The organism is Microcystis protocystis FBCC-A270 (assembly GCF_050500235.1).
Taxonomy (GTDB): Bacteria; Cyanobacteriota; Cyanobacteriia; order Cyanobacteriales; family Microcystaceae; genus Microcystis; species Microcystis ichthyoblabe_A.
Window position 1 is genome coordinate 524,549 of the sequence record NZ_CP191407.1, and the last position, 24,963, is coordinate 549,511.

Annotated in this window: 22 protein-coding genes and 1 pseudogene; 14 read left to right on the forward strand and 9 right to left on the reverse strand. The window is 41.2% G+C overall.

Features of this window, described 5'->3' with window-relative positions:
- Nucleotides 1-53 precede the first annotated feature (53 nt).
- A complete protein-coding gene (gene acpP, locus ACQY1X_RS02490; RefSeq protein ID WP_430013898.1) occupies nucleotides 54-308 on the reverse strand; it encodes an acyl carrier protein in 255 nt (84 codons plus the stop codon).
- Nucleotides 309-701: 393 nt separating this feature from the next.
- Nucleotides 702-1,421 (reverse strand): heme oxygenase (biliverdin-producing), encoded by a 720-nt coding sequence (locus ACQY1X_RS02495; protein WP_002737675.1) that lies wholly within the window; start codon nucleotides 1,419-1,421, stop codon nucleotides 702-704.
- 510 nt (nucleotides 1,422-1,931) lie between these two features.
- Here ACQY1X_RS02495 and ACQY1X_RS02500 point away from each other — a divergent pair.
- On the forward strand, nucleotides 1,932-2,672 hold the full coding sequence (locus ACQY1X_RS02500) for a response regulator transcription factor (protein ID WP_002736267.1): 741 nt from the start codon (nucleotides 1,932-1,934) through the stop codon (nucleotides 2,670-2,672).
- A 491-nt stretch (nucleotides 2,673-3,163) separates the two neighbouring features.
- Here the strand turns inward: ACQY1X_RS02500 and ACQY1X_RS02505 are convergent, their stop codons facing one another.
- Both ACQY1X_RS02505 and ACQY1X_RS02510 read right to left on the reverse strand, forming a co-directional pair.
- Nucleotides 3,164-3,331, reverse strand: a complete 168-nt coding sequence (locus tag ACQY1X_RS02505; protein WP_002736451.1) for a hypothetical protein — start codon at nucleotides 3,329-3,331, stop codon at nucleotides 3,164-3,166.
- A gap of 61 nt (nucleotides 3,332-3,392) precedes the next feature.
- The gene (locus ACQY1X_RS02510; protein ID WP_430015341.1) at nucleotides 3,393-4,556 is read right to left on the reverse strand and encodes an LptF/LptG family permease; all 1,164 of its coding nucleotides are present in this window, start codon (nucleotides 4,554-4,556) and stop codon (nucleotides 3,393-3,395) included.
- Between the two features lie 207 nt (nucleotides 4,557-4,763).
- Between ACQY1X_RS02510 and ACQY1X_RS02515 the strand changes: the two genes are divergently transcribed.
- A complete protein-coding gene (locus tag ACQY1X_RS02515; protein ID WP_430015342.1) occupies nucleotides 4,764-5,816 on the forward strand; it encodes a dipeptide epimerase in 1,053 nt (350 codons plus the stop codon).
- Nucleotides 5,809-6,852 (forward strand): DUF1611 domain-containing protein, encoded by a 1,044-nt coding sequence (locus tag ACQY1X_RS02520; protein WP_430015343.1) that lies wholly within the window; start codon nucleotides 5,809-5,811, stop codon nucleotides 6,850-6,852. Before ACQY1X_RS02515 ends, ACQY1X_RS02520 begins: the two co-directional genes overlap by 8 nt.
- A gap of 42 nt (nucleotides 6,853-6,894) precedes the next feature.
- Here the strand turns inward: ACQY1X_RS02520 and ACQY1X_RS02525 are convergent, their stop codons facing one another.
- The 5 genes from ACQY1X_RS02525 to ACQY1X_RS02545 form a co-directional block, all read right to left on the reverse strand.
- Nucleotides 6,895-7,029, reverse strand: coding sequence for a hypothetical protein (locus ACQY1X_RS02525; RefSeq protein WP_430015344.1), 135 nt, complete (start codon nucleotides 7,027-7,029; stop codon nucleotides 6,895-6,897).
- 337 nt (nucleotides 7,030-7,366) lie between these two features.
- Nucleotides 7,367-9,622: an FxSxx-COOH system tetratricopeptide repeat protein gene (gene fxsT / locus ACQY1X_RS02530; protein ID WP_430015721.1), complete on the reverse strand. Its 2,256-nt coding sequence runs from the start codon at nucleotides 9,620-9,622 to the stop codon at nucleotides 7,367-7,369.
- 93 nt (nucleotides 9,623-9,715) lie between these two features.
- Nucleotides 9,716-10,132, reverse strand: a complete 417-nt coding sequence (locus tag ACQY1X_RS02535; RefSeq protein ID WP_430015345.1) for a hypothetical protein — start codon at nucleotides 10,130-10,132, stop codon at nucleotides 9,716-9,718.
- Nucleotides 10,133-10,240: 108 nt separating this feature from the next.
- Nucleotides 10,241-12,046, reverse strand: a complete 1,806-nt coding sequence (locus tag ACQY1X_RS02540) for an aspartate kinase (RefSeq protein ID WP_430015346.1) — start codon at nucleotides 12,044-12,046, stop codon at nucleotides 10,241-10,243.
- Between the two features lie 386 nt (nucleotides 12,047-12,432).
- Nucleotides 12,433-14,001 carry an NAD(P)H-hydrate dehydratase gene (locus tag ACQY1X_RS02545; protein ID WP_430015347.1) on the reverse strand — a complete coding sequence of 523 codons (1,569 nt, stop codon included), beginning with the start codon at nucleotides 13,999-14,001 and terminating at the stop codon, nucleotides 12,433-12,435.
- Nucleotides 14,002-14,402: 401 nt separating this feature from the next.
- Here ACQY1X_RS02545 and ACQY1X_RS02550 point away from each other — a divergent pair, with 401 nt between their 5' ends.
- From ACQY1X_RS02550 to ACQY1X_RS02600, 11 genes and pseudogenes are all read left to right on the forward strand, one after another.
- A complete protein-coding gene (locus tag ACQY1X_RS02550) occupies nucleotides 14,403-16,406 on the forward strand; it encodes an N-6 DNA methylase (RefSeq protein ID WP_002775976.1) in 2,004 nt (667 codons plus the stop codon).
- A 3-nt stretch (nucleotides 16,407-16,409) separates the two neighbouring features.
- Entirely contained in the window at nucleotides 16,410-16,736 is a 327-nt protein-coding gene (locus ACQY1X_RS02555; protein ID WP_002749521.1) for a DUF6883 domain-containing protein, read from the forward strand.
- A 3-nt stretch (nucleotides 16,737-16,739) separates the two neighbouring features.
- Complete coding sequence (locus ACQY1X_RS02560; protein ID WP_002735184.1) at nucleotides 16,740-16,964, forward strand: DUF4926 domain-containing protein; 225 nt, start codon at nucleotides 16,740-16,742, stop codon at nucleotides 16,962-16,964.
- A 300-nt stretch (nucleotides 16,965-17,264) separates the two neighbouring features.
- Nucleotides 17,265-17,569: pseudogene (locus ACQY1X_RS02565) on the forward strand (N-6 DNA methylase); the annotation flags it as partial.
- A gap of 135 nt (nucleotides 17,570-17,704) precedes the next feature.
- Entirely contained in the window at nucleotides 17,705-17,932 is a 228-nt protein-coding gene (locus ACQY1X_RS02570) for a type II toxin-antitoxin system Phd/YefM family antitoxin (protein WP_002742618.1), read from the forward strand.
- Nucleotides 17,933-17,934: 2 nt separating this feature from the next.
- Nucleotides 17,935-18,321 (forward strand): type II toxin-antitoxin system VapC family toxin, encoded by a 387-nt coding sequence (locus ACQY1X_RS02575; RefSeq protein WP_130757333.1) that lies wholly within the window; start codon nucleotides 17,935-17,937, stop codon nucleotides 18,319-18,321.
- Between the two features lie 17 nt (nucleotides 18,322-18,338).
- Complete coding sequence (locus ACQY1X_RS02580; protein ID WP_430013904.1) at nucleotides 18,339-19,640, forward strand: type ISP restriction/modification enzyme; 1,302 nt, start codon at nucleotides 18,339-18,341, stop codon at nucleotides 19,638-19,640.
- A 25-nt stretch (nucleotides 19,641-19,665) separates the two neighbouring features.
- The gene (locus tag ACQY1X_RS02585; RefSeq protein ID WP_002737385.1) at nucleotides 19,666-19,914 is read left to right on the forward strand and encodes a hypothetical protein; all 249 of its coding nucleotides are present in this window, start codon (nucleotides 19,666-19,668) and stop codon (nucleotides 19,912-19,914) included.
- A complete protein-coding gene (locus ACQY1X_RS02590; protein ID WP_016516241.1) occupies nucleotides 19,907-20,317 on the forward strand; it encodes a type II toxin-antitoxin system VapC family toxin in 411 nt (136 codons plus the stop codon). The genes ACQY1X_RS02585 and ACQY1X_RS02590 overlap by 8 nt, the downstream gene beginning before the upstream one ends.
- Nucleotides 20,318-20,379: 62 nt before the next feature.
- Nucleotides 20,380-20,568, forward strand: coding sequence for a type ISP restriction/modification enzyme (locus ACQY1X_RS02595; RefSeq protein WP_353734372.1), 189 nt, complete (start codon nucleotides 20,380-20,382; stop codon nucleotides 20,566-20,568).
- A gap of 18 nt (nucleotides 20,569-20,586) precedes the next feature.
- Entirely contained in the window at nucleotides 20,587-24,813 is a 4,227-nt protein-coding gene (locus ACQY1X_RS02600) for a helicase-related protein (protein WP_430015348.1), read from the forward strand.
- The last annotated feature ends 150 nt before the right edge of the window (nucleotides 24,814-24,963 follow it).

A 24,963-nucleotide genomic window follows, 5' to 3' on the forward strand; every position in this document is an offset into this window, starting at 1 on the left:
GGGCAGATTTTGCCCCAGATATTTAATCCTAATTGTCAATTTTCCCGCAATAATTAGGCGGTTGCTCCTACTTTCTCGTTAATATAATCGGCAGCTTTGCCCACAGTGTCAATTTGTTCGGCTGCTTCGTCGGGAATTTCAATATCAAATTCTTCCTCTAAAGCCATCACCAACTCGACCACATCAAGGGAATCAGCTTTCAGATCATTAGCAAAGCTTGCTTCGGGAGTAACTGTATCCGGATCCTCTACTTCTAATTGTTCCACAACAACTTTTTTAACTCGATCGAAAATGTCTGCTTTACTCATGGATGTCAATTTTTATCCGCTGGTTTACCAGACTCTAGCCCCTAGGGTCTGGGGAAATGGGGCGGTGTTACCATTTCCAGCAATAAATTTCGGTTAGCTTTTTCACTGACCATTTTTCATCTTACTGGAAGTTGTTCCCCTCTTGATGAAGTTTTTTTGCGATCATCAGGGAAATTGGGGTGTAGGGTGTGGGGTAGTGGGGTATGGCGTGTGGAGTGTGGGGAGAATAAATAAAAATAATCTCCCGAATCCTGACTCCTGACTCCTATCTCCCGAATCCTGACGACCGAATAAAAAGCAAAAATATAACGGATAACTCTGAAATTAAGATAATAATCATGGCTGACCATTACCCAAATTTTAGAATTTCCGTTTTTTTGGTTTTCTTGACTACTATTCGGCGGTGGCCAATCCGGTTTCGGTGCTGCCGGTGCTGCGACGACGGGTGAGAGTATTAAAGAGCATAATTCCGATCGCTTTGATTAGATTACCTTCCAACTCTTGGAACATTTTCATGTTCATGCCAAAAGCGGCGTTAGCTTCGGTGACAATGCGATCGGCCATGGCTTGATCTACTGGTAACTCGTCGAGGGTTTGACGATAGTGGTTTTTATAGGCTTTTTCGTCGGTAATATCTTTGAAATCATAGAAAGCTGTGCCACCAGTTTCCAGATTCATCGCTTTTTCGGCGATTTTTTTCAAGATTTGCCCCCCGGACAGATCGCCGAGATAACGGGTATAGGAATGAGCGACTAATAATTCGGGTTCTGTTGTGGCGATTTCCCGAATCCGGTCAACGTAGGCCTGACCTGCGGGAGATAAAGCGATCTCGTTGCGCCAATTTGGACCATAATAAAAATATAAATCCTGTTCTAGCGCATTTTTGCGATTGAGTTCAGGAAAACAGATTTTAGAAACGACGGGATGACTACGAAGTTTTTCCATCTCCTCTTCCATGGCCGAATAGACGAAGTAGAGGTTAGCCACCAGTTTGCGATAGGAAGTTTTTTCCACCACACCTTTGAGAAAACACTTGACAAAACCGACGTTTTCTGCCATGGTGTGAGATTTTTTCGTGCCTTCTCGCAGTTGAGTTGATAAATTAACGCTCATATTATGATCACCTGTTGGGATGAGTAGAATGGATCGGGTTCGTTACAGATGCTTACTAAAACCGCCTATTTTGGTAGATTAAACTGAATCGATCGCTAATTTTATTAAGAATTTTTACAGTGCCGCCGGGGGAGCTTAGGGGGAAAAGTTAGCTCTAGCAGGACTTAACCGTCGGTTGAAACTGGTATTGAGCCAGATGGCGAAATTGTAAAGATTAGTGAAAAACTGCTGCCTAGGTCATCTTGGGGAGAGAGAGGCTAGGACATAGCACTAATATCGATTATCGAGCAACATTCTTCACACTTCTTATTAATTCTTAACATTCAGGAGACTTAGATCAGCAAAATTTCACAAATTAAAACCGAATTTAGCAATCATGCTTATAATCAGTACAGGATTCTTTATGTTGTGCTAAACTCAAGCCCTTGAGAGACAAAGCCCTAGTTGCGATGTCAGCGAGAACACATTTAGCAACCCCCTACCCAAACCCTTAGTCATAACACTCTGGTAATGCCCCGAATACTTGTAATCGATGATGATCCTGCGATCGCGGAATTAGTCTCCATCAACTTGGAGATGGCGGGTTATGACGTTAACCCCGCAGAGGACGGGATTAAAGGCCAAGCCTTGGCCGTCCAGTTACAACCCGATTTAATCATGCTGGATTTAATGTTGCCCAAAGTCGATGGTTTTACTGTCTGTCAGCGTTTGCGACGAGATGAACGCACGTCAGACATCCCGATTTTGATGCTGACAGCCTTAGGACAAACCCAAGATAAAGTGGAAGGTTTTAACGCGGGTGCCGATGATTACCTGACCAAACCTTTCGAGGTGGAGGAAATGTTAGCTAGGGTACGCGCTCTCCTGAGACGCACCGATCGCATTCCCCAAGCCGCTAAACACTCAGAAATACTCAGTTTTGGGCCTTTAACCCTGGTTCCCGAACGTTTTGAGGCGGTCTGGTTTGAAGGTGTGGTCAAGTTAACCCATCTAGAATTCGAGTTACTCCACTGTCTTCTCCAACGTCACGGTCAGACCGTTTCCCCCAGTGATATTCTCAAGGAAGTCTGGGGATACGATCCCGATGATGATATCGAGACTATTCGCGTTCACATTCGCCATCTGAGAACGAAACTAGAACCCGATCCCCGCCACCCTCGCTATATTAAAACCGTTTACGGTGCGGGTTATTGTCTGGAGTTACCCACCAATGAACAGGTGGTGCTTGATTCATCGGCGGCAACAGTTTAAACGGGGAGCGATTGTCTAAATAGGCAATAGGGACTATTGTTTCCTCGCTCCTCCTCCTCTTCAGATTGAGAAGGTTGACCGGCGGTTAGGTTTTGATGGCTATGGCTGCGGCCTCTTTGTGACCCTGACGATAACAAGGGGAAAACACCCCTAGCAAGTCAGGACAATGGCGGGAGTAATTACTGGTTGAATTTAGTATCAGCAGAAGTCTCTCGCTTTTAGCCATGGGACGGCGCTTTTAAACGGGAGAATTACTTCGCCTTAGGGTTCCCCTCATGAATGCTGAATATATGGGGTTTGCTGAAAAAGTCGCTCAAAGAATTATGCTATTGAGTGCCAATAAGTAGGGAGACGCAATTATTTGTAGGATAGGTTAGCGGTAGCGTAACCCATGCAGGCCGAGTGCCGATTACAATAACGATAGACTCCTATTATCTCTTTTAGCCAATTGTGGGGAGAAGGCGAGGTGAAAACTCGCCTATTTTCAGGGTTTATTGACCTTCCCGACCGATTTGACGCTCGATAGTTTCGATAGCGGCATTTAATCCCGCTAGACGGGTTTCGAGGTCGTCGCGCATCCATTTGAGGAATGTTAATTTACGCTCTTGACATTCTTGGCGGGAAGTGCTGCCACAAGTGTTGAAGAAAAAGGGAAACATAGATCTAAGGGGTCTGCTATAACTCTACGTCTCCTATCTTGACGAAAATTTTCAAAAAAGTCTAACCGTTAAGTCGCCATAATAACCAGAGACCCAACCCAAAACCGAAAAAGTTAGGCAGCCAGGCAGCTAGGAAGGGGGAGAGGGTGGCGGTTAGTCCCAAGCTGCCGACAAGGAAGTTTAAAAGATAATAGAGGAAAACAATGGCGACACTGAGACCGAAACTGGTTCCCCGACCGATTCTTTGCGGTAGAGAACCCAAGGCACAGCCGATGGTAGCAAAGACGATACAGACAAAGGGAAAGGCGATTTTTTGCTGGATTCGCACTTGAAAAAACCTGACTCTCTTATCATCGCCACTGAGTTTGAGCAGTTGCACATATTCGATCGCCTGTGGTATGTTCATCTCGTAGGGATCGCGGCTTTGACGAGCAAAATCGAAAGCGGAGCGAGATAAAGCGATTTTTTCGGTTTTAAAGGGGATAACTTGGCTATAGGAGGCGTTAGGGGGGGTTAATTCATAGATAATGCCGTTAAAAAAGTCCCAGACGTTATCGACGGCATTCCAACGGGCCGAATCGGCGATAATAATTTGATTTAATTCTTGTTTTAGCCAACGGATAACGGTGACAGTTTTCATTTTTTCGCCGTCAAATTGTTCGGCATAAAATAAACTTCTTAAATTGCGATTAATCGTACCATTTTCTAGGGTTTTTATTTCATAATCGGGATAATAAAAGTCTTTATTTTTCCAAAAATTTGCTTCTTTATTAATTTTCTGAACTAAAATTTCTGTGGCTCGATAATTAGCATTAGGAACCACATATTCGTTTAATAAAAATGTCACTACTGTAACTATTAAACTCAGGCAAAAAGTGGGTATAAAAAGACGGTAAAGAGTGACTCCACAGCTTTGTAGGGCAACGGTTTCGCTATCACTACTTAAACGTCCGTAGGTGATTAAAGTGGCTAGTAAAAGAGAAACTGGCAGGGAATAAGTAACAAATTCTGGCACTTTTAACAGGAGAATTTCTAGGGCCGAGGCAAGGGGTAGATTAGCATCAACTACCTGATTAGCCAAATCGGAAAGATTGCCGATCGCTACTCCCAAAGAGGCGAATAAACCAACACTAAATAAAAATGGGGGTAGTAGTTGGCTGATCAGATAGCGATCAATGAGGGCAATACCTCCATTTACCCAGTAAGAAATCTTTTTCTTAATCATTGATTTTGGTTAACTCACTCCTCTTTCATCCCATTTCCTAACCCGCAGCCGTCTTGCCTATCCCTTCGGTCAGCCTATCATATTTTGTCTTTGACGAAAAACACCGCCGGAAGTTGTATGATTGCGGGGAGAGTGGACAGAAGTAAGGATTTGGGTAAGTGTGGATAATTTTTCTGTTCCTATTCCCCGATCATCCCCAGGTGAATTATGCTGCTAAACTGGCAAACTTTTACTATTCATAAACGAGTACCTTTAACGATTAGTCGCGGCACTACCAGCGAAAATACTAATATCTGGCTGCAAATTAGCGAGGAAAATATCGAAGGGTGGGGAGAGGCATCCCCTTTTAATATTACCAGCGAGGAGAAAAAACCCGATAAAATCCTGCAAGAATTAAACTCGATCGCTCCTATTTTACAATCTTTTCACCCCTGTCAACGCCAAGAAATTGAAAAAATTTTATGGCAAAATCAGATATCTTCGGCTACTCGTGCCGCTATTGATACGGCACTGCACGACTGGTTAGGCAAAAAAGCTAATTTACCTCTCTGGCAAATTTTTGGACTCGATCGCTCTTTAATTCCGCCGGTTTCTGTTACTATCGGTTTAAATTCTCCAGAAAATGTGGGGAAGAGGGTGTTAGATTGGCTAGAAATCGGCGATTTTAGCTTATTAAAGGTCAAATTAGGCTCACCGGACGGGATAGAAGCCGATCGAGCTATAATTCTGGCTATTAAAGAAATTGTCCCCCATTTGCCCCTAACTGTCGATGCTAATGGTGGTTGGAGATTTAGCGATGCGGTGAAAATGTGCCAATGGTTAAAGGAAAAAGGCGTTATTTATGTGGAACAACCCCTATCCGTGGGACAAGAACGAGATTTAATTGATTTATACCAAAAATCGCCCCTACCTATCTTCGTCGATGAAAGCTGTTTTTCTAGTCAAGATATCCCGAAACTGGCCGATCGAGTCCACGGCATTAATATTAAACTAATGAAAGCCGGTGGATTAGCCGAAGTGCAGAGAATGATTCATATTGCCCAAGCTTGCCAACTGCAAATTATGTTCGGATGTTACTCTGACAGCAGTTTAGCCAATACTGCCCTAGCACATCTTGGCCCGCTTGTCAACTATCTTGACCTAGATAGTCATTTAAATTTACGCGATGATCCCTTTACGGGTTTAAGCTTGGAAAGGGGACGTTTACAAACAAATAATTTGCCCGGTTTGGGTGTTAGTTTACGGACAGAAGATGACTAATTATTTGACTCCTGACAAGAAAGTAGCGATTCTTCTCCACGAAGGAATCAAAGGAACTCGCGGCAAAACTGGGTTAAGTTATCTGCGTTACGGGAAAGCGCAGGTAGTGGCGATTATTGACGCAGAAAGCGCCGGCAGTACCTTAAAAGAAGTGGCCGGAATCGATCGCCCCTTGCCGATTGTTGCTAATGTTAGGGAAGCTCTAACCTATCATCCCGATACCCTGTTAATTGGCATCGCACCCTCAGGAGGCATTTTACCACCCCATTGGCTAGAAGAAATCAAAGAGGCGGTAAATACAGGGTTATCCCTCGTTAATGGACTCCATACACCCCTAAAACCCCTTTTTTCTCAGCTTAAACCGGATCAATGGATTTGGGATATCCGTCTGGAACCCCAAGACTTAAAAATTGGGCAAGCGCGGGCGAAAAATTTAACCTGTCAGCGTATTCTAACGGTAGGGACGGATATGAGTGTGGGCAAAATGTCCACTAGCATCGAATTACACCGATTTGCCCAAGAAAAAGGGCTAAAATCGCAATTTTTAGCCACTGGACAGGGGGGAATTATGATCGCGGGAAAAGGTGTACCCTTGGATGCGGTGCGCGTCGATTATGCTGCTGGTGCGATCGAGGCTTTGGTGTTAGAATCAGCAGAAAATAACGATATTCTGTTTATTGAGGGTCAAGGCTCCCTATTACACCCTGGATCCACTGCTACCTTGCCTTTAATGCGTGGCAGTCAACCGACGGGGTTAATTCTCGTCCATCGTGCCGGACAAATTCATATCAAAGATCTACCCGATATTCCCATCCCTCCCCTAACGGAAGTGATTAAACTCTGCGAAATGACTGCCAGCGCTGGGGGAAGTTTTGGGGAGGTGAAGGTAAAGGGGATTAGTTTAAATACTTTTCATCTTAGTCCGCAGGCGGCAGTTAAAGCTATAGAAACTGTGCGGGAGGAAACGGGGTTATTTTGTACCGATGTTGTCCGTTTTGGCGGTCAAGGGTTATTATCAGTGATCAGTGATCAGTGATTAATTCAATCATAGTCCATCATTCAATCATTCCAATCACTGTCAATGGTGGTGGTGGACTACTGGACTAGGTAATAGGTGTAGGGGTAATTCATGAATTACCCCTACAATAACGTTTGTCTGGATGTTGTCAAATTTTCTCTTGACAAAGGCGACTTGACATGATATTATATTCATAATGGAAAATCCGTGCGCCTACGAACCCTCTTTTCCAACGCTCTTAACTATGATTGGTTCATTCAAGGCTCTCTTGGATTTGGTGGGTAAAATGTATTCTAAGATACAGTCCTACTGGCGAGGGAATGGAAGGAACCACAAAGGCACAAAGGACACAAAGATCGATTATGTTGTAGGTTAAGCTTATCGCACAGAGTCTGGAAGATTCCTATAATAAGTCTAAGCTGTGATTTGAATGATTGAGTGAATACTATGATTGTGTTGTATTTGGCAAGTCTTTATCAATGATCAATTATAGTCTATCCCATAATCCCATAAATCACAGTTAAGACTGTTTTCAGGGATGAGGGGGTTTTGGTTTCAACATCTCCACCACCTCATCGGGAAACCGTTGTCTTAATTCTGCTTCGGGTAATTGGGATAACATCTCCAGATAATTCTGATAAACGGTTTGGGTATGGGGATGATTTTCCCCTAATCTTTCCCTGAAAATATTAATCGCTTCTAGATAGAGAGGTTCCGCTTCTGTGTACCTACCTTGGGATTTGTACAATAGTGCTAAATTGTTGAGGGAAGTTGCCACAAGGGGATGATTGTCTCCTAAGAGTCGTTTTCTCAAATCTAAAGCTTCTAGATAGAGAGGTTCTGCTTCTGTGTACCTGCCTTGGGAATCGTACAATCCTGCTAAATTGTTGAGGGAAGTTGCTACATCGGGATGATTGTCTCCTAAGAGTCGTTTATGTAAATCTAAAGCTTCTAGATAGAGAGGTTCCGCTTCTTCGTACCTGCCTTGGGAATCGTACAATGCTGCTAAATTGTTGAGGGAAAGTGCCACAAGGGGATGATTGTCTCCTAAGAGTCGTTTATGCAAATCTAATGCTTCTCGATAGAGAGGTTCCGCTTCTTTGTACCTGCCTTGGCAATCGTACAATGCTGCTAAATTGTTGAGAGATTGTGCCACATTGGGATGATTGTCTCCTAAGAGTCGTTTATGCAAATCTAATGCTTCTAGATAGAGAGGTTCCGCTTCTGTGTACCTGTCTTGGTAATAGTACAATAGTGCTAAATTGTTGAGGGAAGTTGCCACATCGGGATGATTCTCTCCTAAGAGTCGTTTATGTAAATCTAATGCTTCTAGAAGGAGAGGTTCTGCTTCTGTGTACCTGCCTTGGGAACGGTACAATGCTGCTAAATTGTTGAGGGAAGTTGCCACAGAGGGATGATTGTCTCCTAAGAGTCGTTTTTTCAAATCTAATGCTTCTAGATAGAGAGGTTCTGCTTCTGTGTACCTGCCTTGGGAACGGTACAATTCTGCTAAATTGTTGAGGGAAGCTGCCACATGGGGATGATTGTCTCCTAAGTGGGTTCGAGTTGCGGTTAAACAATCTTGATAGTAAGGTTCAGCAGTAGCATACAATCCTTGTCCATTATAATAAAGAGCTAAACCCGTATAGGACCATAATAAATCCTCATCAGCGATATATTGGGGATATTCCCCGACAGATGTTTGTAGATGGAGAAGGAAAGGTTTAAATTCTTCAACGATTTCTACAGTTGTATCCTGTGGCATTTCTGCCGATTTTTTGGCCATAATCCCACAATAACGGCGTTTTGCTGGTTCTGCGTGGGGTGATGGTTCTAACTTATCCCGAAAATAGCGACGCAACAGGGGATGAATTTCATACCAACCATCACGATTATCCTGAACTAAACTCAGGTGAACTAAACTATCGGTTAACCATTCCTCCACTGTATCCCCATCTTCATCGGGAAATAAATCCAGAATCATCCCCTTGGGAAAGGGCGCAAGAGCGAATAAACTGAGATAAAGTGCCAAAATTTGCGCTTCTGGTTCGCTATGCAACTCCTCCCAACTGAGATTAAAGGCAGCTTTTAACCCTCTTTCCGCAGTCATTTCCCCATGAAACTTGGGATTTTTGGCTAAGATTGGCTCATCTAAGCCGTTTTCGGCTAATTTCTGCCGTATTTTGCTAATTTTCCAATCCTGTCGTCGTTTTAGCAACCTTGCCACCAATTCTAACCCTAATGGTAAATAACCTAAGTCTTGACATAATAATTTAGCTGCCTCGATTTGTGTGTCAATTCTGTTGTCTTCAAGGTAGGAACGCAATAAATCAAGTGCATCTTTTTCTTTTAATACTTCTACCCGAAAAGTCGCAATTGTCGCTGATAAATATTCCTTGCGAGTGGTAATTAAAACCTGAAAGCGTTTGTCTTCTTGCGGTGGTAAATAATCCTTAATTTGCTGATAATCCCGCACATCATCAAAGATAATTAGGACATTTCCCGCTAACCAGTTTTGCCAACAATAACGAATTTTTACGTCTAATTCTCCCTCATCCGGTAAAGTTAATTTGAGATGTACCCGCGCAAAATCTAAAATAGAAGTACCGATAAAACCGCCGTCACTCTCTGCCACATTTAACCAACATATCCCCCCCGGATAGGTTTTTTCTCGCCATTCTTGCCAGCCAAACTGTCTGGCTAGTTCGGTTTTACCTATGCCTCCCATTCCCGTTAAGGTAGATATAGCAAGCTTTTGGGATTGTTGTAATTGCTTTTTTAAGTCAATTAATTCCTGATCCCTACCAACAAATTTAGGGATATTACTATTAGATAAATTGTGAGGATGTTGTTTAACCTGTTCCTTAACAGGCGGATGCAGTCAGAAAGTATTGCCAATGAATGTATTACCTTGAAAAAGATTCTTTATGGAATCAGGTAATTTTTGATTATTGATAAAGCTGGCTTGTTGAGATTGAGATTTAAGGGTATTATTAACCAATTCTTTAAGGGAAGGTTCCGCTTCTATCGCTTTAACCAAATCGGTTATAATTTGGCTTAATTCGGGACTGGTTTTAGCAACAGATTCCACCTCTATAATTGCCTGTCCATAATCTAAAGGCTGTTCGGGTGCTTTTTCAATTGCGGTGACAGTATCTGGAGAAACTTGTTTCAGGGAAGTGAGAAATTTTTCTGTTTGTTCCCAAACTTTCTCTCCCACTTTTTCACCAGTTTTCTCTAACGCTTTAGTGGCAATAATCGAACCAACTGCGATCGCTGCTCCTGTAAGAGGGTCCATAGATAAAATCGGGGTGATGAGGGTTAACTTATTTATCGGGTTTTTGGGGGTATAAGTTGCCAACAATATAAACAACTCTTACCCCCATCATAGAACTTGTAATTTCATTTAGGCGGGTACTTCAATTTTACCCTGTCCGGCTAATCCAAAAGCGGCGTGAACCACTTGTAGGGCCCTGACTCCATCTTCCTGATTCACCACACAACTGATTTTTATATCAGAAGTAGCAATCATCAAAATATTAATTTTCTCCTTTGCTAAAGCTTCAAAAAAGCGTGCTGCTACCCCCGGTTGTCCTTCCATTCCCGAACCAACAATGCTCACTTTGGCCACATCATTATTAACCACCACTTCCTGTAAACCCAAACTTTCCGATAGTTCTAAGAGGATTTTTTGGGCTAAATTAGCATCAGCTTGGGGTAAAGTAAAAGCGATATCCCGTCGGGGAATACCATCGACAATGCGACAGCGTTGGGATTGAATAATCATATCAACACTGACATTTTTTGCCGCTAAAACCGAGAAAATTCTCGCCGCCATCCCGGGGCGATCGGGGACGTTACGAATAGCCATTTGTGCCTGATTATTATCTAGGGCCACACCCCGTACCGGGACTAAATTTTCAGGGATTTCGCAATGAGCAACTTTAGCAGAATACTCCACTTGAAAAGCATCACAAAGGACTTTAATTGCTTTTTCTCCGTCCGCTTCATCGATGACACAACTGACTTTTACTTCAGAAGTGGAGATCATTTCGATATTAATTGCTGCTGCGGCCAAAGTGCTAAATATTTGGGCAGCAATTCCCGGCCGGCCGATCATACCAGCGCCGGTAATGGCGATTTTAGCGGCCCCGGATTCGATAATCACTTCCGCTTCCTCTGTATTAGTGGGATGGGAACGTAAAACTGGTGCGATCGCTTCGGCCACGGATTGGGCTTTTTTTAAGGCATTTCCCATCACCGTAAAGGCGATATCGTTGCTGTCACCCTCGTGAATCGATTGAATAATTAAATCCACGTCCACCTGTTGATGGGCAATTTCCCCGAATAAACGGGCAGCGATACCGGGACGATCCGGAACCCGTAAAAGGGCGATTTTCGCCTGATTACCCTCAAATTCCACCGCATCCACTGCTTTTGTCAATTCCAATCCTTGCAGGGTGCGGGGTTTCGGTGCCGGGGATGTCACCCAAGTACCCGGATCCTCTGTCCAACTGGAGCGGACAACCAAGGGAACCCCGAAATTTTTAGCGATTTCCACCGCTCGCGGGTGGAGAACTTTCGCCCCTAAACTGGCTAATTCGAGCATCTCATCGCAGGTGATTTGGTCTAAAAGACGCGCTTCGGGGACTAAACGGGGGTCAGTGGTGAGAATACCGGGTACATCGGTGTAAATTTCGCAAAAATCGGCTTTTAAGGCGGCCGCTAGGGCCACGGCCGAGGTATCGGAACCACCGCGCCCTAGGGTGGTAATCTCTAGTTGATCACTATCGCTAACACCTTGAAAACCGGCGACCACAACTACTTTACCTTCCGATAGATGTCGGGAGAGGCGATCGGTTTTAATTTCTAAAATACGGGCCCGACTATGTTCGGATTCCGTGACAATTCCCACTTGAGCGCCGGTTAGGGAGATGGCCGGTTGTCCGATTTCCTCTAGGGCCATACTCATCAAGGCGATCGTTACCTGTTCCCCCGTGGATAATAACATATCCATCTCCCGGCGCGAGGGTTCGGCGGCGATTTGTTTGGCTAAATTGACCAATCCATCGGTGGTTTTACCCATGGCAGAAACGACCACCACCACGGTGTTTCCTGCTATTACCGTATTTTTGACCCGTTGAGCGACCGATTGAATGCGTTCCACGGAACCTACCGATGTACCACCGTATTTTTGGACAATTACAGCCATAGTTGTCAGCGCTAGAGACTTTCTATCTTTGTTCAATCTCCAACTTATCAAAATTCCTTAACGATAAGTGGTTTTGGTTAACATTCCTTATGTTTTATCAAATGCCGACTATCTGAATTAATCTTTAAGGAGGCAGTCCGAGCATTTGTACTAAAATGTCAATACTCAGTTTAAATACAGTACATTTATGCTATTAATAATATTTTGGCTCTCTTAGGTTTGGTGGGTATTATGTATTCTAAGATATAGTCCTGCTGGCGAGTGAATGGAACGAACCACAAAGACACAGAGGACACGAAGATTGATCGCTACTTATTTCTGCGTTTATTGCGTTTATTAGGTGGGTATTATGAAAGATATTTTAATGTTAGATACAGTAATAATTATCAATTCTGATCCCCCCGCCTATCGGCACCCCCCTTATCAAGGGGGGCAGGGGGGATCGAATCTTTAAGGGCGGCAAATAAATAATTAGCTAAAGTTACTCCATCTACTCCTAATTCTGTCCTTTCTTTGGCTGCTAAAATGCCAGCTTGAGCGTGTAAATAAGCCGCTAATGCGGTTGCTTCCGGGGCATTATCCGGCATTTGGGTTAAGAATCCGCCGATTAGTCCTGTTAGGACATCACCGCTACCACCTCGCGCTAAAGCGGAGGTACTTTCGGGGATTATATACATTTTACCTTCCGGGGAGGCGATTATAGTTCTGGCTCCTTTTAATAAGACAATTGCACCACTTTGTTGAGATGCTTCTTGAGTGATATTAATCCTATCTTGAGAACCTGAGAAGTTAGGAAATAAGCGTTTAAATTCTCCCCAATGAGGCGTTAAAATTGTCTTATTCTGACGAGATGATAATTTTTCTATGCCCAGTTGAGCCAAAATATTTAAAGCATCGGCATCGAGTATAATCGGTTTATCACTGTCTAAAACCTGTTCGATAATAGCGGGATTTTCTGTGGTTAATCCAGGACCACAGGCGAGGACATGATAATTATTTAATTCTAGGGGAAGTTCGGCAATAGCTCCCGTGGCAGTTTCGGGACAATCGATAATTAATGCTTCTGGTAAATGACTAATTAATAAAGATTTAAGGGCAGCAGGAACAGCAATAGAAAGCATTCCTACACCACTACCTCGCGCTCCTAATCCGGTGAGAATTGCTCCCCCTGCATAACGACGAGAACCACAGATAATTAATAAATGTCCCTGCTGATATTTATGGGTAAGTAGAGGACGGGGTAAAGGTAAATAAGGGCGAATTAGATCGGGATTAACTCTCAGAATTGGGGGTGAATCTTGTAGAATTGTTTCTAGGTCAAGGGGACTAATTCCTATATCAATTAACTCCACTTTGCCTAGATAGGGTAAGGCCAAATCTTGGAAAAAAGCTCGCTTCCAGAGTCCCAAACAAAAGGTATGAGTGGCTTTAATTGCTGTGCCTAAAACCTCTCCGGTGTCGGTGTGAATTCCTGAAGCAATATCGATACTAATTATCGGTTTTTGCCAACTATTAATTTTATCGACTAATTCGGCAATATCTCCCGATAAAGTCCTTTCTAAACCAAAACCGAAAAGACCATCGATAATTAACTGACAATCCTCCAAAGATTCTAAAGTTTCCTGAAAAATTAAGCCTAAATGCTTGACATAATTAGCCTGTTGTGCAGTTAAATCCTTGAGTTTGGCGATTGGACAAAAAAGAGATACTTGATAACCAGCGAGATGTAATTCCCTAGCAATCACGAGAGCGTCGCCGCCATTGTGACCAGGGCCAACGATAACGCCGATTTTGGGAAAATTAGCCAAAGAATAGGACTTTTTAAACTGTTGTGCCGTTAACAGGGCTGCCTTTTCCATCAAAGCGGCCACAGGCATACCGGAGGCAAAAATCGCCCCTTCAATGCGACGCATCTGCTCGCTATTAACCACGTTTGACCGATAATTGTAGCTCATTGCAGGGATAAATTGCCTGTTAACAGGTCTAGATAACTTTTTTGCCGAAAAACTGCCAATTAGCCCGCATTTTCACCAGCTAAAGGCTGGGTTGGGTGATAATAGCCAGATCATTCTGTCTAGTTTCCGCTTGACGGTGAGCAGTGGATATATTAATTAAGTAGGTAGGCGTTAAAAACTATTAGATGCCCCCCTTATTAAGGGGGGATTAAGGGGGGATCGGCACCCCCCTTATTAAGGGAGATCCCCCCGCCTATCGGCACCCCCCTTATCAAGGGGGGCAGGGGGGATCGGCACCCCCCTTATTAAGGGGGGATTAAGGGGGGATCGAACCTAAAATCCATTTTTAATTTAATTATAACCAGCTACTTAATATTATCATTTTATAGGATAATTGTCTTATGCCTATCACTGCCGCCCAACTAAAAACTATTGTTACTGGCGATGAGTCCGCTAGAGCCGAATCTCTGCGAACGATCCTTAACTATCCCGTACTAGAAAGGGACTCCCAAGGGTCAAGGTTTTGGTATTTGCGTCCGGGGGGCAACCCAGAAGATGCCGCAGAAACTTGTCCTATTGCTGTTGGTTTTTATCAGGAATTAAATCGAGGGACAGACCAAGAAATTAAGCAGTTTCTCACTTCAGAGCCACAGCAACAGGAAATCTATGGTCACTATATTGGCAGAATTGCTGAGGATCAACCTGTCATGTATTTACTTTTCCCATTTTCCCCTTTTGAAGAGGAGTTAGGGGGAATTAAAAATCAAGCTAGAGTAGCTTTTATCTTACCCACTGAGGGGGGATTACGGCAGCGGGGGATTCAAACTTTTGCCTTTGAGGATGAGGATTTAAGGGCGAGGTTAGCACGGTTACATTGGGATGAATTAGCAGATAAAATTCTTGAAAAAGCTCTTAATTTAATCCCGCAAGTTGATTGGATTTTCTATAAACCTGCTGAAACTGCTCAGGAGTTAGCCCACGAATTAGCCGCAGTTACCCAACGCATTGAACGGGCGATACCTGATGTTTATAGTCAGGAAAATCAAGGGGGTTATTTACATAAATTATTAGAGAGTTTTCGGAAAGAGTTATTGCCCAATCTCAAGCTAAATTCTGAGGATCAGAAAGATTATAGTTTTAGTGATATTTACGCTCAAACTATTGCTTATGGTTTGTTTACGGCGCGGGTATTTAGTTATGTCAAGAATCCGAAACGAGATTTTAATCGCTACCATACCTGGCAAGAATTACCAGAAACTAACCCTTTTTTAAGGCAGTTATTTAAAGATGTTTCCCAGCGTCCGGCGGCGGAGTTGGGGGATGAGTTAATTGATAGTATCGGTGAGGCGTTTGGCATCCTCAGAGCGGCAAAAATGGAGGCAATCTTAACGGATTTTCGCAATAAGATGAACCGCGAGGATATTGTTATTCGCTTTTATGAGGACTTTTTAGCGGCTTATAAGCCTCAAATGCGGGAGAAAAGGGGGGTTTATTATACTCCTGAACCTGTGGTGTCTTATATAGTGCGTTCCGTTGATGAGTTGATTAAGGATAAGTTTAATAAACCGTTGGGAATTGCGGACCCAGAGGTGATGATTCTTGACCCTGCTTGTGGGACGGGGACGTTTTTATTATGGGTATTTCAGTTGATTCATAAGCGGTTTGAGGAGAATCCGGTCGCGTTGACGGCAGGGTTAGCAGATAAGTCTTGGTCGGGGTATGTTTCGGAAAGGTTATTACCTCGGATTTTTGGCTTTGAGTTGTTGATGGCTCCCTATGCAATTTGTCATCTAAAGTTGGGGTTATTTCTGGAGGAGACGGGTTATCAGTTTGCGAGTGGCAAGCGGTTAGGGGTTTATTTAATTAACACTCTAGAGGATATTAAGCTAAGGGAAGAAAAGCAGCAGTTAACTTTAGCTTTACCCCAAATGGAGGAGTTAATAGCAGAGGAAGCAAAAGCAGGTTCTCGGATTAAGAAAAATGAACCGATTATGGTTGTTATTGGCAATCCGCCTTATTCTGGTCATTCGGAAAATAATAATGAGTGGATCAAAAATTTAGTTAATGATTATTACTTTATTGATGGCAAGGGTTTAGGTGAGAAAAATACGAAATGGTTACAGGATGATTATGTTAAATTTATCAGGTTTGCACAGTGGCGAATTGATAAAAGTCAAAAGGGAATTTTAGCTTTTATTAATAATCATGGTTTTTTAGATAATCCTACTTTTCGAGGCATGAGACAACAGTTAATTAATACTTTTGATGAGATTTTTATTTATGATTTACATGGTAACAGTAAGAAAAAAGAAACCGCTTTAGACGGTAGTAAAGATGAAAATGTTTTTGATATTCAGCAGGGGGTTAGTATTGGTATAATGGTAAAAAGCATGGATGTAAGTTAACTCATGGCTTTGCTTGATCCTAAGACGGTTATTTCTCCAGCTAAATTGAAAGATTATCTTTTAGTGTTATTGCCTAAAGATGATAAATCACAATATTTAGCTCAAGCTGGTTATAATCAAGATAATTGGGTACAATTAGAAAAAGATTTAAGAGAGCAAATCCTTACTTTAGAAGCAACTCCTACCACTAAAACTAAATATGGTCAAAAATATGAAATTATTGGTAATTTAAGAGGAGTTAATAATAAGATTCTCTCAGTCAAAACCATTTGGATGGTTACACCTACTGAAACAAAATTTGTTACTTTATTTCCGTTTGAAGGAGGTTAGAGCATGAAATTTAGTTTATTTACCCAAGTTCGTTTAATTGAAGATTTACCTGAGTATGGTTTAAGTCAGGGTGATTTGGGTACTATTGTTGAACATTATCCCAATCCTGAAGGAGAAGATGGTTATAGTTTAGAGGGGTTAATTCCTCTAAATACGGTAGAAGTGTCTGAATCTCAAATTGAGTTGGTGTCCATGGGGATAACGAAAAAACAAGCAGTTTCTTTTTAGTGTTATTTTTGCATGACAAGTTCGGTAGAACCCAAATATGTTCTAATATAATGGAGTAAAAATATGAACCTTTTGCTAGAGATGAAGCAAAAGCAACAAGTGATTTAGATTTATTAGTAGAATTTCAAAGAAAAGTTACCTTTAATAAATATATGGAAGTTTTTTTTAGAAGATAATTTGGGGTTGTCTGTAGATTTAGTAACAAAAAAAATGTTAAAAACCCAAGTTATTAACTCTATCAAAGAGGAGGCTATTTATGTCTCGTAGTTTAAAGCTATATTGTGATGATATCTTAATTAGCGGTTGGGGGTTTATTTAATTAACACTCTAGAGGATATTAAGTTAAGGGAAGAAAAGCATCAGTTAACTTTAGCTTTACCCCAAATGGAGGAGTTAATAATAATCATGGCTTTTTAGATAATCCTACTTTTCGAGGCACGAAACAACAGTTAATTAACACTTTTGATGAGATTTTTATTTATGATTTACATGGTAACAGTAAGAAAAAAGAAATTTGTCCTGATGGTAGTAAGGATGAAAATGTCTTTGATATTCAGCAGGGGGTTAGTATTGGTATAATGGTAAAAAGCTTAATGACACCATGAAGCTACCAAACCCTGAAGGAGCTATACTAGGAGATAAGCTAGAATGTTATTGTTTGAATTTTCAGCATAGCGTAGGCAAGTATAAAGCCTTTCGGTTAAACTAATGTTTGTATTGTTTATCAGTGGGGTACACTAATGAATACAGTTGAATTAAAACAAGCAAAGAATCAATTTAATGATTTATTGGAAGCTGTCCTGAAAGGTGAAGAAATTATTATTACAGAAAATAATCAACCTGTAATTAAATTAAGTCCTGTCAAGTTAGCCAAGAAACCACCGCGTCAACCCGGAAGTGCTGCGGGAAAAGTTTGGATAGCCGATGATTTTGATGCTCCTTTAACTGATTTTGCGGATTATATGTAATTATGCTCAAAGTTTTAATAGATACTCATGTATTTCTTTGGTATGTCACTAATAATAAACAATTGCGAGATAACCATAAAATTATGATTAATGAAAGAGAAAATCTGGTTTATCTTAGTCAAGCTAGTATTTGGGAAATGGCTATCAAATATAGTCTAAGAAAATTAACTTTTGATACACCTTTTCGAGAATTTATTGAGTCACAAATTCAGATAAATGATTTTCAGATTTTGCCTCTTAATTTACTACATTTTGAACAAGTAGCTCAATTACCTTTTCAGCATCAAGATCCTTTTGACCGGATGATTATTGCTCAAGCAATAGCCGAAAATGTTCCTGTTATTAGTTATGATCAGGTATTTGATTGTTATATAGTTAAACGTTTATAAAAAGAGGAGGTTTAATCATGGCTAAAATCTATCACGCTCATTTATACGGTTTAAGAGAAGATAAATATCAAATATTAAAAGAAAATACGGTTAACTCTACTGATTTTCAGGAGGTTAACCCTCAATCTCCTTTTTATTTGTTGATTCCTCAAGATACTGATTTATTTGGTGAATATGAACAAGGATTTAAACTAACAGAGTTTATGAATGAATATTCTTTAGGATGTCTTACTAAAAGAGATAAATTAGTAATTAATTACTCTATTAATTCAGTAAAAAAACAAATCGCCAGTTTTCTTGATCCAGAGAAAACGGACAATCAGTCTGCACAAGAATTTAATTTAAGACTTGTTGATAACGATATGTGGAACACAAATATGGCAAGAAAATCTGTAGATGTTAATCAAATAGTTAAATATATTAAATCCGAGTGTTTTAGACCGTTTGATAATAGATTTATTTTTTATCACGAAAAGTTTGTTGCTCGTTTAAATCGTCGTATTATGCAACATTTAGATCAGAAAAAGAATATAGCATTAGTAACTGTTCGTCAGTTAGCTTCATTACCATTTGAGCATATATATGTAACTGATAATCTTACCGATCAACATATTATCTCTGTTAGAACAAAAGAGGGGGGGGTAATTTTTCCCCTCTACCTCTACCCCGACTCCGATAAAGCTCAAGAACTCCAACAAGAAAAACGTCCCAACTTCTCCCCAGACTTCCTCAAAACCCTAGAAACAAAACTCGGCTACTTACCCACACCAGAAACCATCTTTTACTACATCTACGCCGTCTTTCATTCTCCCACCTATCGCAGCCGTTACGCCGAATTTCTCAAGATAGACTTTCCCAGAGTACCCCTCATCAGCAACGATAACCTATTCCGTCAACTCGCAGAATACGGAGAACAACTGGTACAGCTTCACCTGATGACATCTCCTAAACTTGATCCTCCCTTAGCCCCCTCTTCAAAAAGGGGGGGAGTGGAAGCCCCCCTTATTAAGGGGGGTTGGGGGGATCTATCTTTTGTGAGTAAAAGCGATAGAATTGTAGCGGCAGGACATCCCAAATATAGCAAAGGAGAAGTCCACATTAACAAACAAGGAGACTGTTTTAAAGGAGTACCTGAAGCAGTTTGGAACTTCTATATTGGCGGTTATCAAGTTTGTCAGAAATGGTTAAAAGACAGAAAAGGACGCACCCTATCAGATGAGGATATACTGCACTATCATAAGATAGTAGTAGCCCTAGCCGAAACCATCAAGTTAGTGCAGTTAATCGATGCTGCGATTCCGGGTTTTCCTATTGAGTAAATTTAGATTGATAAAGGATAAAAAAATGACAAAACAATTAACCGTTATTTTTGATGGTAAAGTCTTTCATCCTGAGACAGATATAGACTTAAAATCTAATACCCGTTACCTTATTTCCATCGTCTCAGAAGCAGAAATACCAGAAAAACCTTCAGGAGATGCTTGGGACATTTTAGAAGATATGGCTGGAACTATTGAAGCTCCAGAAGACTGGTCAAAAGAACATGATCATTACCTTTATGGAACACCGAAACGAGAGGTAAATGATGAGTAAAGAAAGACTGTTTATCGACACAGCATTTATTCAAGCAGTTCTGAATAAGCAAGACCAATATCATGCCCAAGCCTTAAAATTATTACCTAAGGTTAAAAATGCGTTAGAAGTTTGGACTACTGAGGCAGTTTTAATGGAAGTAGGGAATGCTTTAAGTACATTTAATCGTCAAAAAGCTGCTAATTTTATCAAACAATGTTACCATACACAAAACATGAGAGTTGTCAATATTAGCCCTCAACTTTTTCATCAAGGATTGACTCTTTATGAATCTCGATTAGATAAAAACTGGGGATTAGTTGATTGTATTTCTTTTGTTGTTATGGAGCAACAACATTTAACCGATGCTCTAACGACTGATCGTCATTTTATCCAAGCAGGGTTCCAAGTTTTATTAGTTTAGTAAACCTTTAATAATATTTCACATACCGAAGGAGATAAGGAGACATATCGATAATTTATTAAATCAGATTACCTCTTTTCTCATATCTTGGCGGTTATCAAGTTTGTCAGAAATGGTTAAAAGACAGAAAAGGACGCACCCTATCAGACGAGGACATATTGCACTATCATAAGATAGTAGTGGCCCTAGCCGAAACCATCAAGTTAGTGCAGTTAATCGATGCTGCGATTCCGAGTTTTTCCATCAAGTAAATATATCCAGCAAGATTTATGCTCGAAACCGTAATCCAAGACTTGATAAAACAACAACGCCCCTACTACCACCCTCAAGGGGATTATATCAAAGGAATTAATAATAACTATTGGCTAGTTTTTAAACATCGAGATGCAGAGAACCTTTTACAAAATATAGTGAGTTTTTTGGGATTAAAAAAACATTCTACCTATAAGCTATTTCGGATAGATATTAATATAGCCCATATCTTTGAATATACCCCTAAACGAGAGGGAAATATCCCCAGCATTGCCTTACTCCGCACCAGTAACTTAACCATTATTGAACAATTCTTAAACCTCGAAAATGCCAGCAAAGAAGAAAGCTTAATTCGTGGAACATTTATCGAAATAGAACATAAAAAAAGACGTAGATTTAATTTACCCGAACAGCTAGACAAATACAATCAATTTATTGCCGCCTATTTAGAACGTACTAAAATCTATAGAAGAAGTACCGCCTACTTTAATAGTGGAGTTCTCAAACTTTATGAAGAACCTCTTTTTAATTTAGTCTTAAATGAAGGTCAGATTAAACTCTTAATGGACTGGCAAGGCTTCACCAATAAACGAGATGTTCAAGAATTAGAAAAACTCCACAACCCCGAATATCGTCAACAATATATTACCCGAACTTTAACCGAATGTTTACAAGGACTAGCTGATAAAACCTTTAGCAGTACCACTATTCTAGCGGAATTAGTTAGGTTGGGAATCCTTACCATCAAACTTGTTAAAATGCAAGAAACTAGAGGTATTTATCATAAAAAAACAGGGATTTTAACCGATAGTTTAGGTAACTCTATTTTACATGAAGGCTCAGATAACTTCACTGGTGCTGCTCATAGTAGTAACGCCGAGAGTATCACCTTTTTATATTACTCAGACTCCTTAGATTTAGAGACAATTCAACAGTCAATAATCGAATTTGACCAAGAATGGCAAGAGCCAGAATTAAGCTTTGATTTAACTCAAGAATTTTTGCAACAAGTCTTAGCAGAAAAACAGCGCCGACAACAACAAATTCAACCTCAAATAGAGACAATTAGTCCTCAAGAATTTCCCGCAGGCGCAACTACAAATATTAAAATTAAGGGTAAAAACCTAGACAAAATTGAAGAAATTGAGATTCCCGATAATCCCTTAATCGCAGTAGAAATAGAGGAAAAACAACCCCATCTCCTAACAGGAACTGTCACCGTTGATCCCGAACATCCCTCCACTTCTTTAAAAACTTTTAGAGTCAAAGAGAAACAGGGAACTTATCAGATTACGCCAAATCAAGCCCCAACTATTAAACAAGAAATAACCTTACCTGAATGGGAAGAAATAGCCGGATTTAAACAAGCGATTGAACTAATCCTACAGGGAAAACAGGGAACCCCCGATGATTTTCTCTACTGGTTAGCCCAACAACGCCCCCACCTGCTCAACATTCAATCCAGTAACATTTTAGATCGACTGGTTAATCAAGACATCCTGTTTGAACATCAAAAATCCGGCGCACAACATTGTTTGAGAGTCATGCAGAACTTTGGCGTAGTGGTTTGTGCCGATGCGGTAGGCTTAGGAAAAACCCGCCTTGCGGCTGCGGTAACAAAACTCTACCTAGAAGAAAATCCTCAAACTAAAATTGCCATTATTGCTGCCAAAAAACTCCACCCGAACTGGGAGAGAGAAATGGCAGAATTAGGATTGATCGCCAAGAAACACTACGAACTCTACAATAAAAACCTAATGAGTCGTGGCGGCGATCGCTTTTATGATGAATTTACCCGCCATGGGGGTGCGGCAGATTTAGTCATCATCGATGAAGCTCATGAAGGCATCCGTAACTATAACAACCGCATCCATAAAACCTGCCTGCAAATTAAAGAACACGATCGCCAGATTGAAAGACAAAGATATTACCTGCTCCTGACGGCAACCCCTTGGAACAACCGCCGCGAAGACATCTACAACATCCTCTCTCCCTTTCTCACCCGTCCTGAAGGCTTCCAAGAATTGGGCTTTCCCCCCGAAGTCAAAGAATGGTTTGCCAGCCGAGAAATAGGAATAGAAAACTTTACCGATACCACCAATATTTTCCGGCGCACCTATCGAGAACTCTTCTTACAGCGTACCCGCAAGATGTTGAGAGAAGCCACCCCAGACTTACAACTCTATGCCCAACGCCTTGCCCAATGGCTGCCCGTCCAATTTGAACCAGAAACCGAACAAGCATTAGAACGGATTTTCAGTCAGTTTGAAGATAATCTGTTTATTCCCTTTGCCGACCCGATCCGTTACTTAACCAGCACAGTGGAACAGCGTTCTTTACTGAAAAACCAGCGCCGGATGTTTTTACAACGGGCAGAGTCTAGTATGTATGCTCTACGACGAACCATTAAAAACTTTAGCGATCGCATTTCCTTACTCAAACAGCAACTCGAACAAGTCACCCCGGATGCCGAAGGGTTAAAACAATTTCTCTTACAACATTACAAATTTCAAGCTGAAAAAACAGGAAGAGAAACCGACTGGTTGGGGATAGAAGAAAATGGGGATGAGGATTATTGGGAAGACGAAGAAGATGAAGAAGAAACTGACAGCAACAAAGGGGAAAAACGTCAACAGTTACGCCGCTCTATTGACCTAGCCACCGATAAACTGAAAAATAATCCCCTAGAAGCTAAAAATATCTATAACCGCATTCTCGCTGACTGTCATAGTGATTTAGAGCAACTACAGCAGATTTCAGTCCTCTTAGCCAATGAATTTGTCACCGACCACAAACGACAGCAAGTTAGCCGGAAAGTCATGGAATTAGTTGCTGATGGTCACAAAGTTTTACTAATTTCTACTTTCTCCGATACCGTCATTGATTACTACCGCTACATGAGCCAAAATCAGGTCATTGTCTCCACAGGAATTGGCATGGCAATGGGCAGTCACAAACTTTACTACATCGATGAAAAATCGGTTAAGATTGCGCCAAACAACGCCCTCAGAGGAAACAATAAGCAAACTGGAATTCAGCGCCAACAATTATTCCGTTTATTTGCCCCCGAAGCCACTTGTAAAAACCCGAACGAACGCCCTTTACCAGAACGGGAAATAGCCGTCCTCATCGGTTCAGAAACCCTCTCCGTCGGTCAAAACCTGCAAGATGCCGACTATCTAATTAACATTGACCTCCCCTGGAATCCCATGGTCTTGGAACAGCGCATCGGCAGAATTGATCGCCCCAAATCCCATCCTTGCCAATATATTTACATCTATTACGCTAACAGTGAAAGTCAACTACTCAGACAAGCGGGCCGACTAGCTAACCTGAATAAGAAACTAATTGGGGAACTGGCCAAAGATGACAAAATTCCCCATATCAGTAATGTAGAGGAGTTGGGCGCTTCCGTTTATGGGGATACCTACTTTGACGATCAAATTCTCCCCGGTTATATTGACTTCATCCACAGTCTAATTAAAGCCCGACAACTCGAACAAGAAAGTTTTCAAGAACAAACCTATCAAAAACAAGAAACTAGCCGCAATCTCTACAGTCAAAACGAGCTTTTGCATAGTGAAGAATTGCGGAAGCTCTACGAAAGATTAGGAGAAAAATATCAGCCCAATCCCCTAACTATCGGTCAATTTACCACCTCGGAATTACCCACCAGTGTAGTCGCCTTGACTCTTAATTACTTTGACCCTAATGGTCAACCAATTCCCGAACAAAATCAACTAATTTATTGGAACGATCTAAGCAGAGAAAATGATGGTTTGGGAGTAGCAATCGCCACAGCTTTTAAAACCCCTCAAGCCAGCCAGATTGTTCCCGCGAAACCAATCATTAACCTAGCCCAACAGCTTTATGAACAACTGGTTCAAGTTAAACAAAAATTAAGCCAAGACCTAGAAGAAACTGCTATTTTAGAAAATATCCAACTCAATTCAGAACGACTAAGTAGGATTCAAAAGCGCATCCAAACTATGTCAGCTTTTCCCGCCAACGTTAACCGAAAAATGGTTAAAAATACCCTAAATAAATTGAGCCAAGCTAAAGAAACAAAGAAAGTGCAAAAACTGCTCAAAGATTACACTGACGGTGAACCAAGCCAACTCGATGATCAAAAATTTATTCTGGGGTTGATTCAGGGTACAGAACAGCTTAATTTACTGACCTTTGATACTGCTAAACCTTCCAGTTTAAAACTTTCTCTTTCAGCCATGTTACTGAGAATTTGAACAGATTAATTTTTCAGCAAACCCTATAGAGGAGCGATCTTTGTGTCCTTTGTGTCTCTGTGGTTCCTTCCACTCGGTCTCGCGTAGCGAGCGCGTTGCGACCGCCAGCAGGACTGTATCTTAGAATACATTTTACCCACCAAACCTAAG

Bases quoted from the DNA above. Each gene is read 5' to 3' on its own strand.
- ACQY1X_RS02555 (WP_002749521.1), top strand. From the start codon at position 16,410: ATGGCTTTGCTTGATCCTAAGACGGTTATTTCTCCAGCTAAATTGAAA.
- ACQY1X_RS02585 (WP_002737385.1), top strand. From the start codon at position 19,666: ATGACAAAACAATTAACCGTTATTTTTGATGGTAAAGTCTTTCATCCT.
- ACQY1X_RS02500 (WP_002736267.1), top strand. From the start codon at position 1,932: ATGCCCCGAATACTTGTAATCGATGATGATCCTGCGATCGCGGAATTA.
- ACQY1X_RS02600 (WP_430015348.1), top strand. From the start codon at position 20,587: ATGCTCGAAACCGTAATCCAAGACTTGATAAAACAACAACGCCCCTAC.
- acpP (WP_430013898.1), bottom strand. From the start codon at position 308: ATGAGTAAAGCAGACATTTTCGATCGAGTTAAAAAAGTTGTTGTGGAA.
- ACQY1X_RS02550 (WP_002775976.1), top strand. From the start codon at position 14,403: ATGCCTATCACTGCCGCCCAACTAAAAACTATTGTTACTGGCGATGAG.
- ACQY1X_RS02525 (WP_430015344.1), bottom strand. From the start codon at position 7,029: ATGAATATAATATCATGTCAAGTCGCCTTTGTCAAGAGAAAATTTGAC.
- ACQY1X_RS02510 (WP_430015341.1), bottom strand. From the start codon at position 4,556: ATGATTAAGAAAAAGATTTCTTACTGGGTAAATGGAGGTATTGCCCTC.
- ACQY1X_RS02575 (WP_130757333.1), top strand. From the start codon at position 17,935: ATGCTCAAAGTTTTAATAGATACTCATGTATTTCTTTGGTATGTCACT.
- ACQY1X_RS02560 (WP_002735184.1), top strand. From the start codon at position 16,740: ATGAAATTTAGTTTATTTACCCAAGTTCGTTTAATTGAAGATTTACCT.
- ACQY1X_RS02505 (WP_002736451.1), bottom strand. From the start codon at position 3,331: ATGTTTCCCTTTTTCTTCAACACTTGTGGCAGCACTTCCCGCCAAGAA.
- ACQY1X_RS02515 (WP_430015342.1), top strand. From the start codon at position 4,764: ATGCTGCTAAACTGGCAAACTTTTACTATTCATAAACGAGTACCTTTA.
- ACQY1X_RS02545 (WP_430015347.1), bottom strand. From the start codon at position 14,001: ATGAGCTACAATTATCGGTCAAACGTGGTTAATAGCGAGCAGATGCGT.
- ACQY1X_RS02570 (WP_002742618.1), top strand. From the start codon at position 17,705: ATGAATACAGTTGAATTAAAACAAGCAAAGAATCAATTTAATGATTTA.
- ACQY1X_RS02590 (WP_016516241.1), top strand. From the start codon at position 19,907: ATGAGTAAAGAAAGACTGTTTATCGACACAGCATTTATTCAAGCAGTT.
- ACQY1X_RS02535 (WP_430015345.1), bottom strand. From the start codon at position 10,132: ATGGACCCTCTTACAGGAGCAGCGATCGCAGTTGGTTCGATTATTGCC.
- ACQY1X_RS02495 (WP_002737675.1), bottom strand. From the start codon at position 1,421: ATGAGCGTTAATTTATCAACTCAACTGCGAGAAGGCACGAAAAAATCT.
- ACQY1X_RS02580 (WP_430013904.1), top strand. From the start codon at position 18,339: ATGGCTAAAATCTATCACGCTCATTTATACGGTTTAAGAGAAGATAAA.
- ACQY1X_RS02540 (WP_430015346.1), bottom strand. From the start codon at position 12,046: ATGGCTGTAATTGTCCAAAAATACGGTGGTACATCGGTAGGTTCCGTG.
- ACQY1X_RS02520 (WP_430015343.1), top strand. From the start codon at position 5,809: ATGACTAATTATTTGACTCCTGACAAGAAAGTAGCGATTCTTCTCCAC.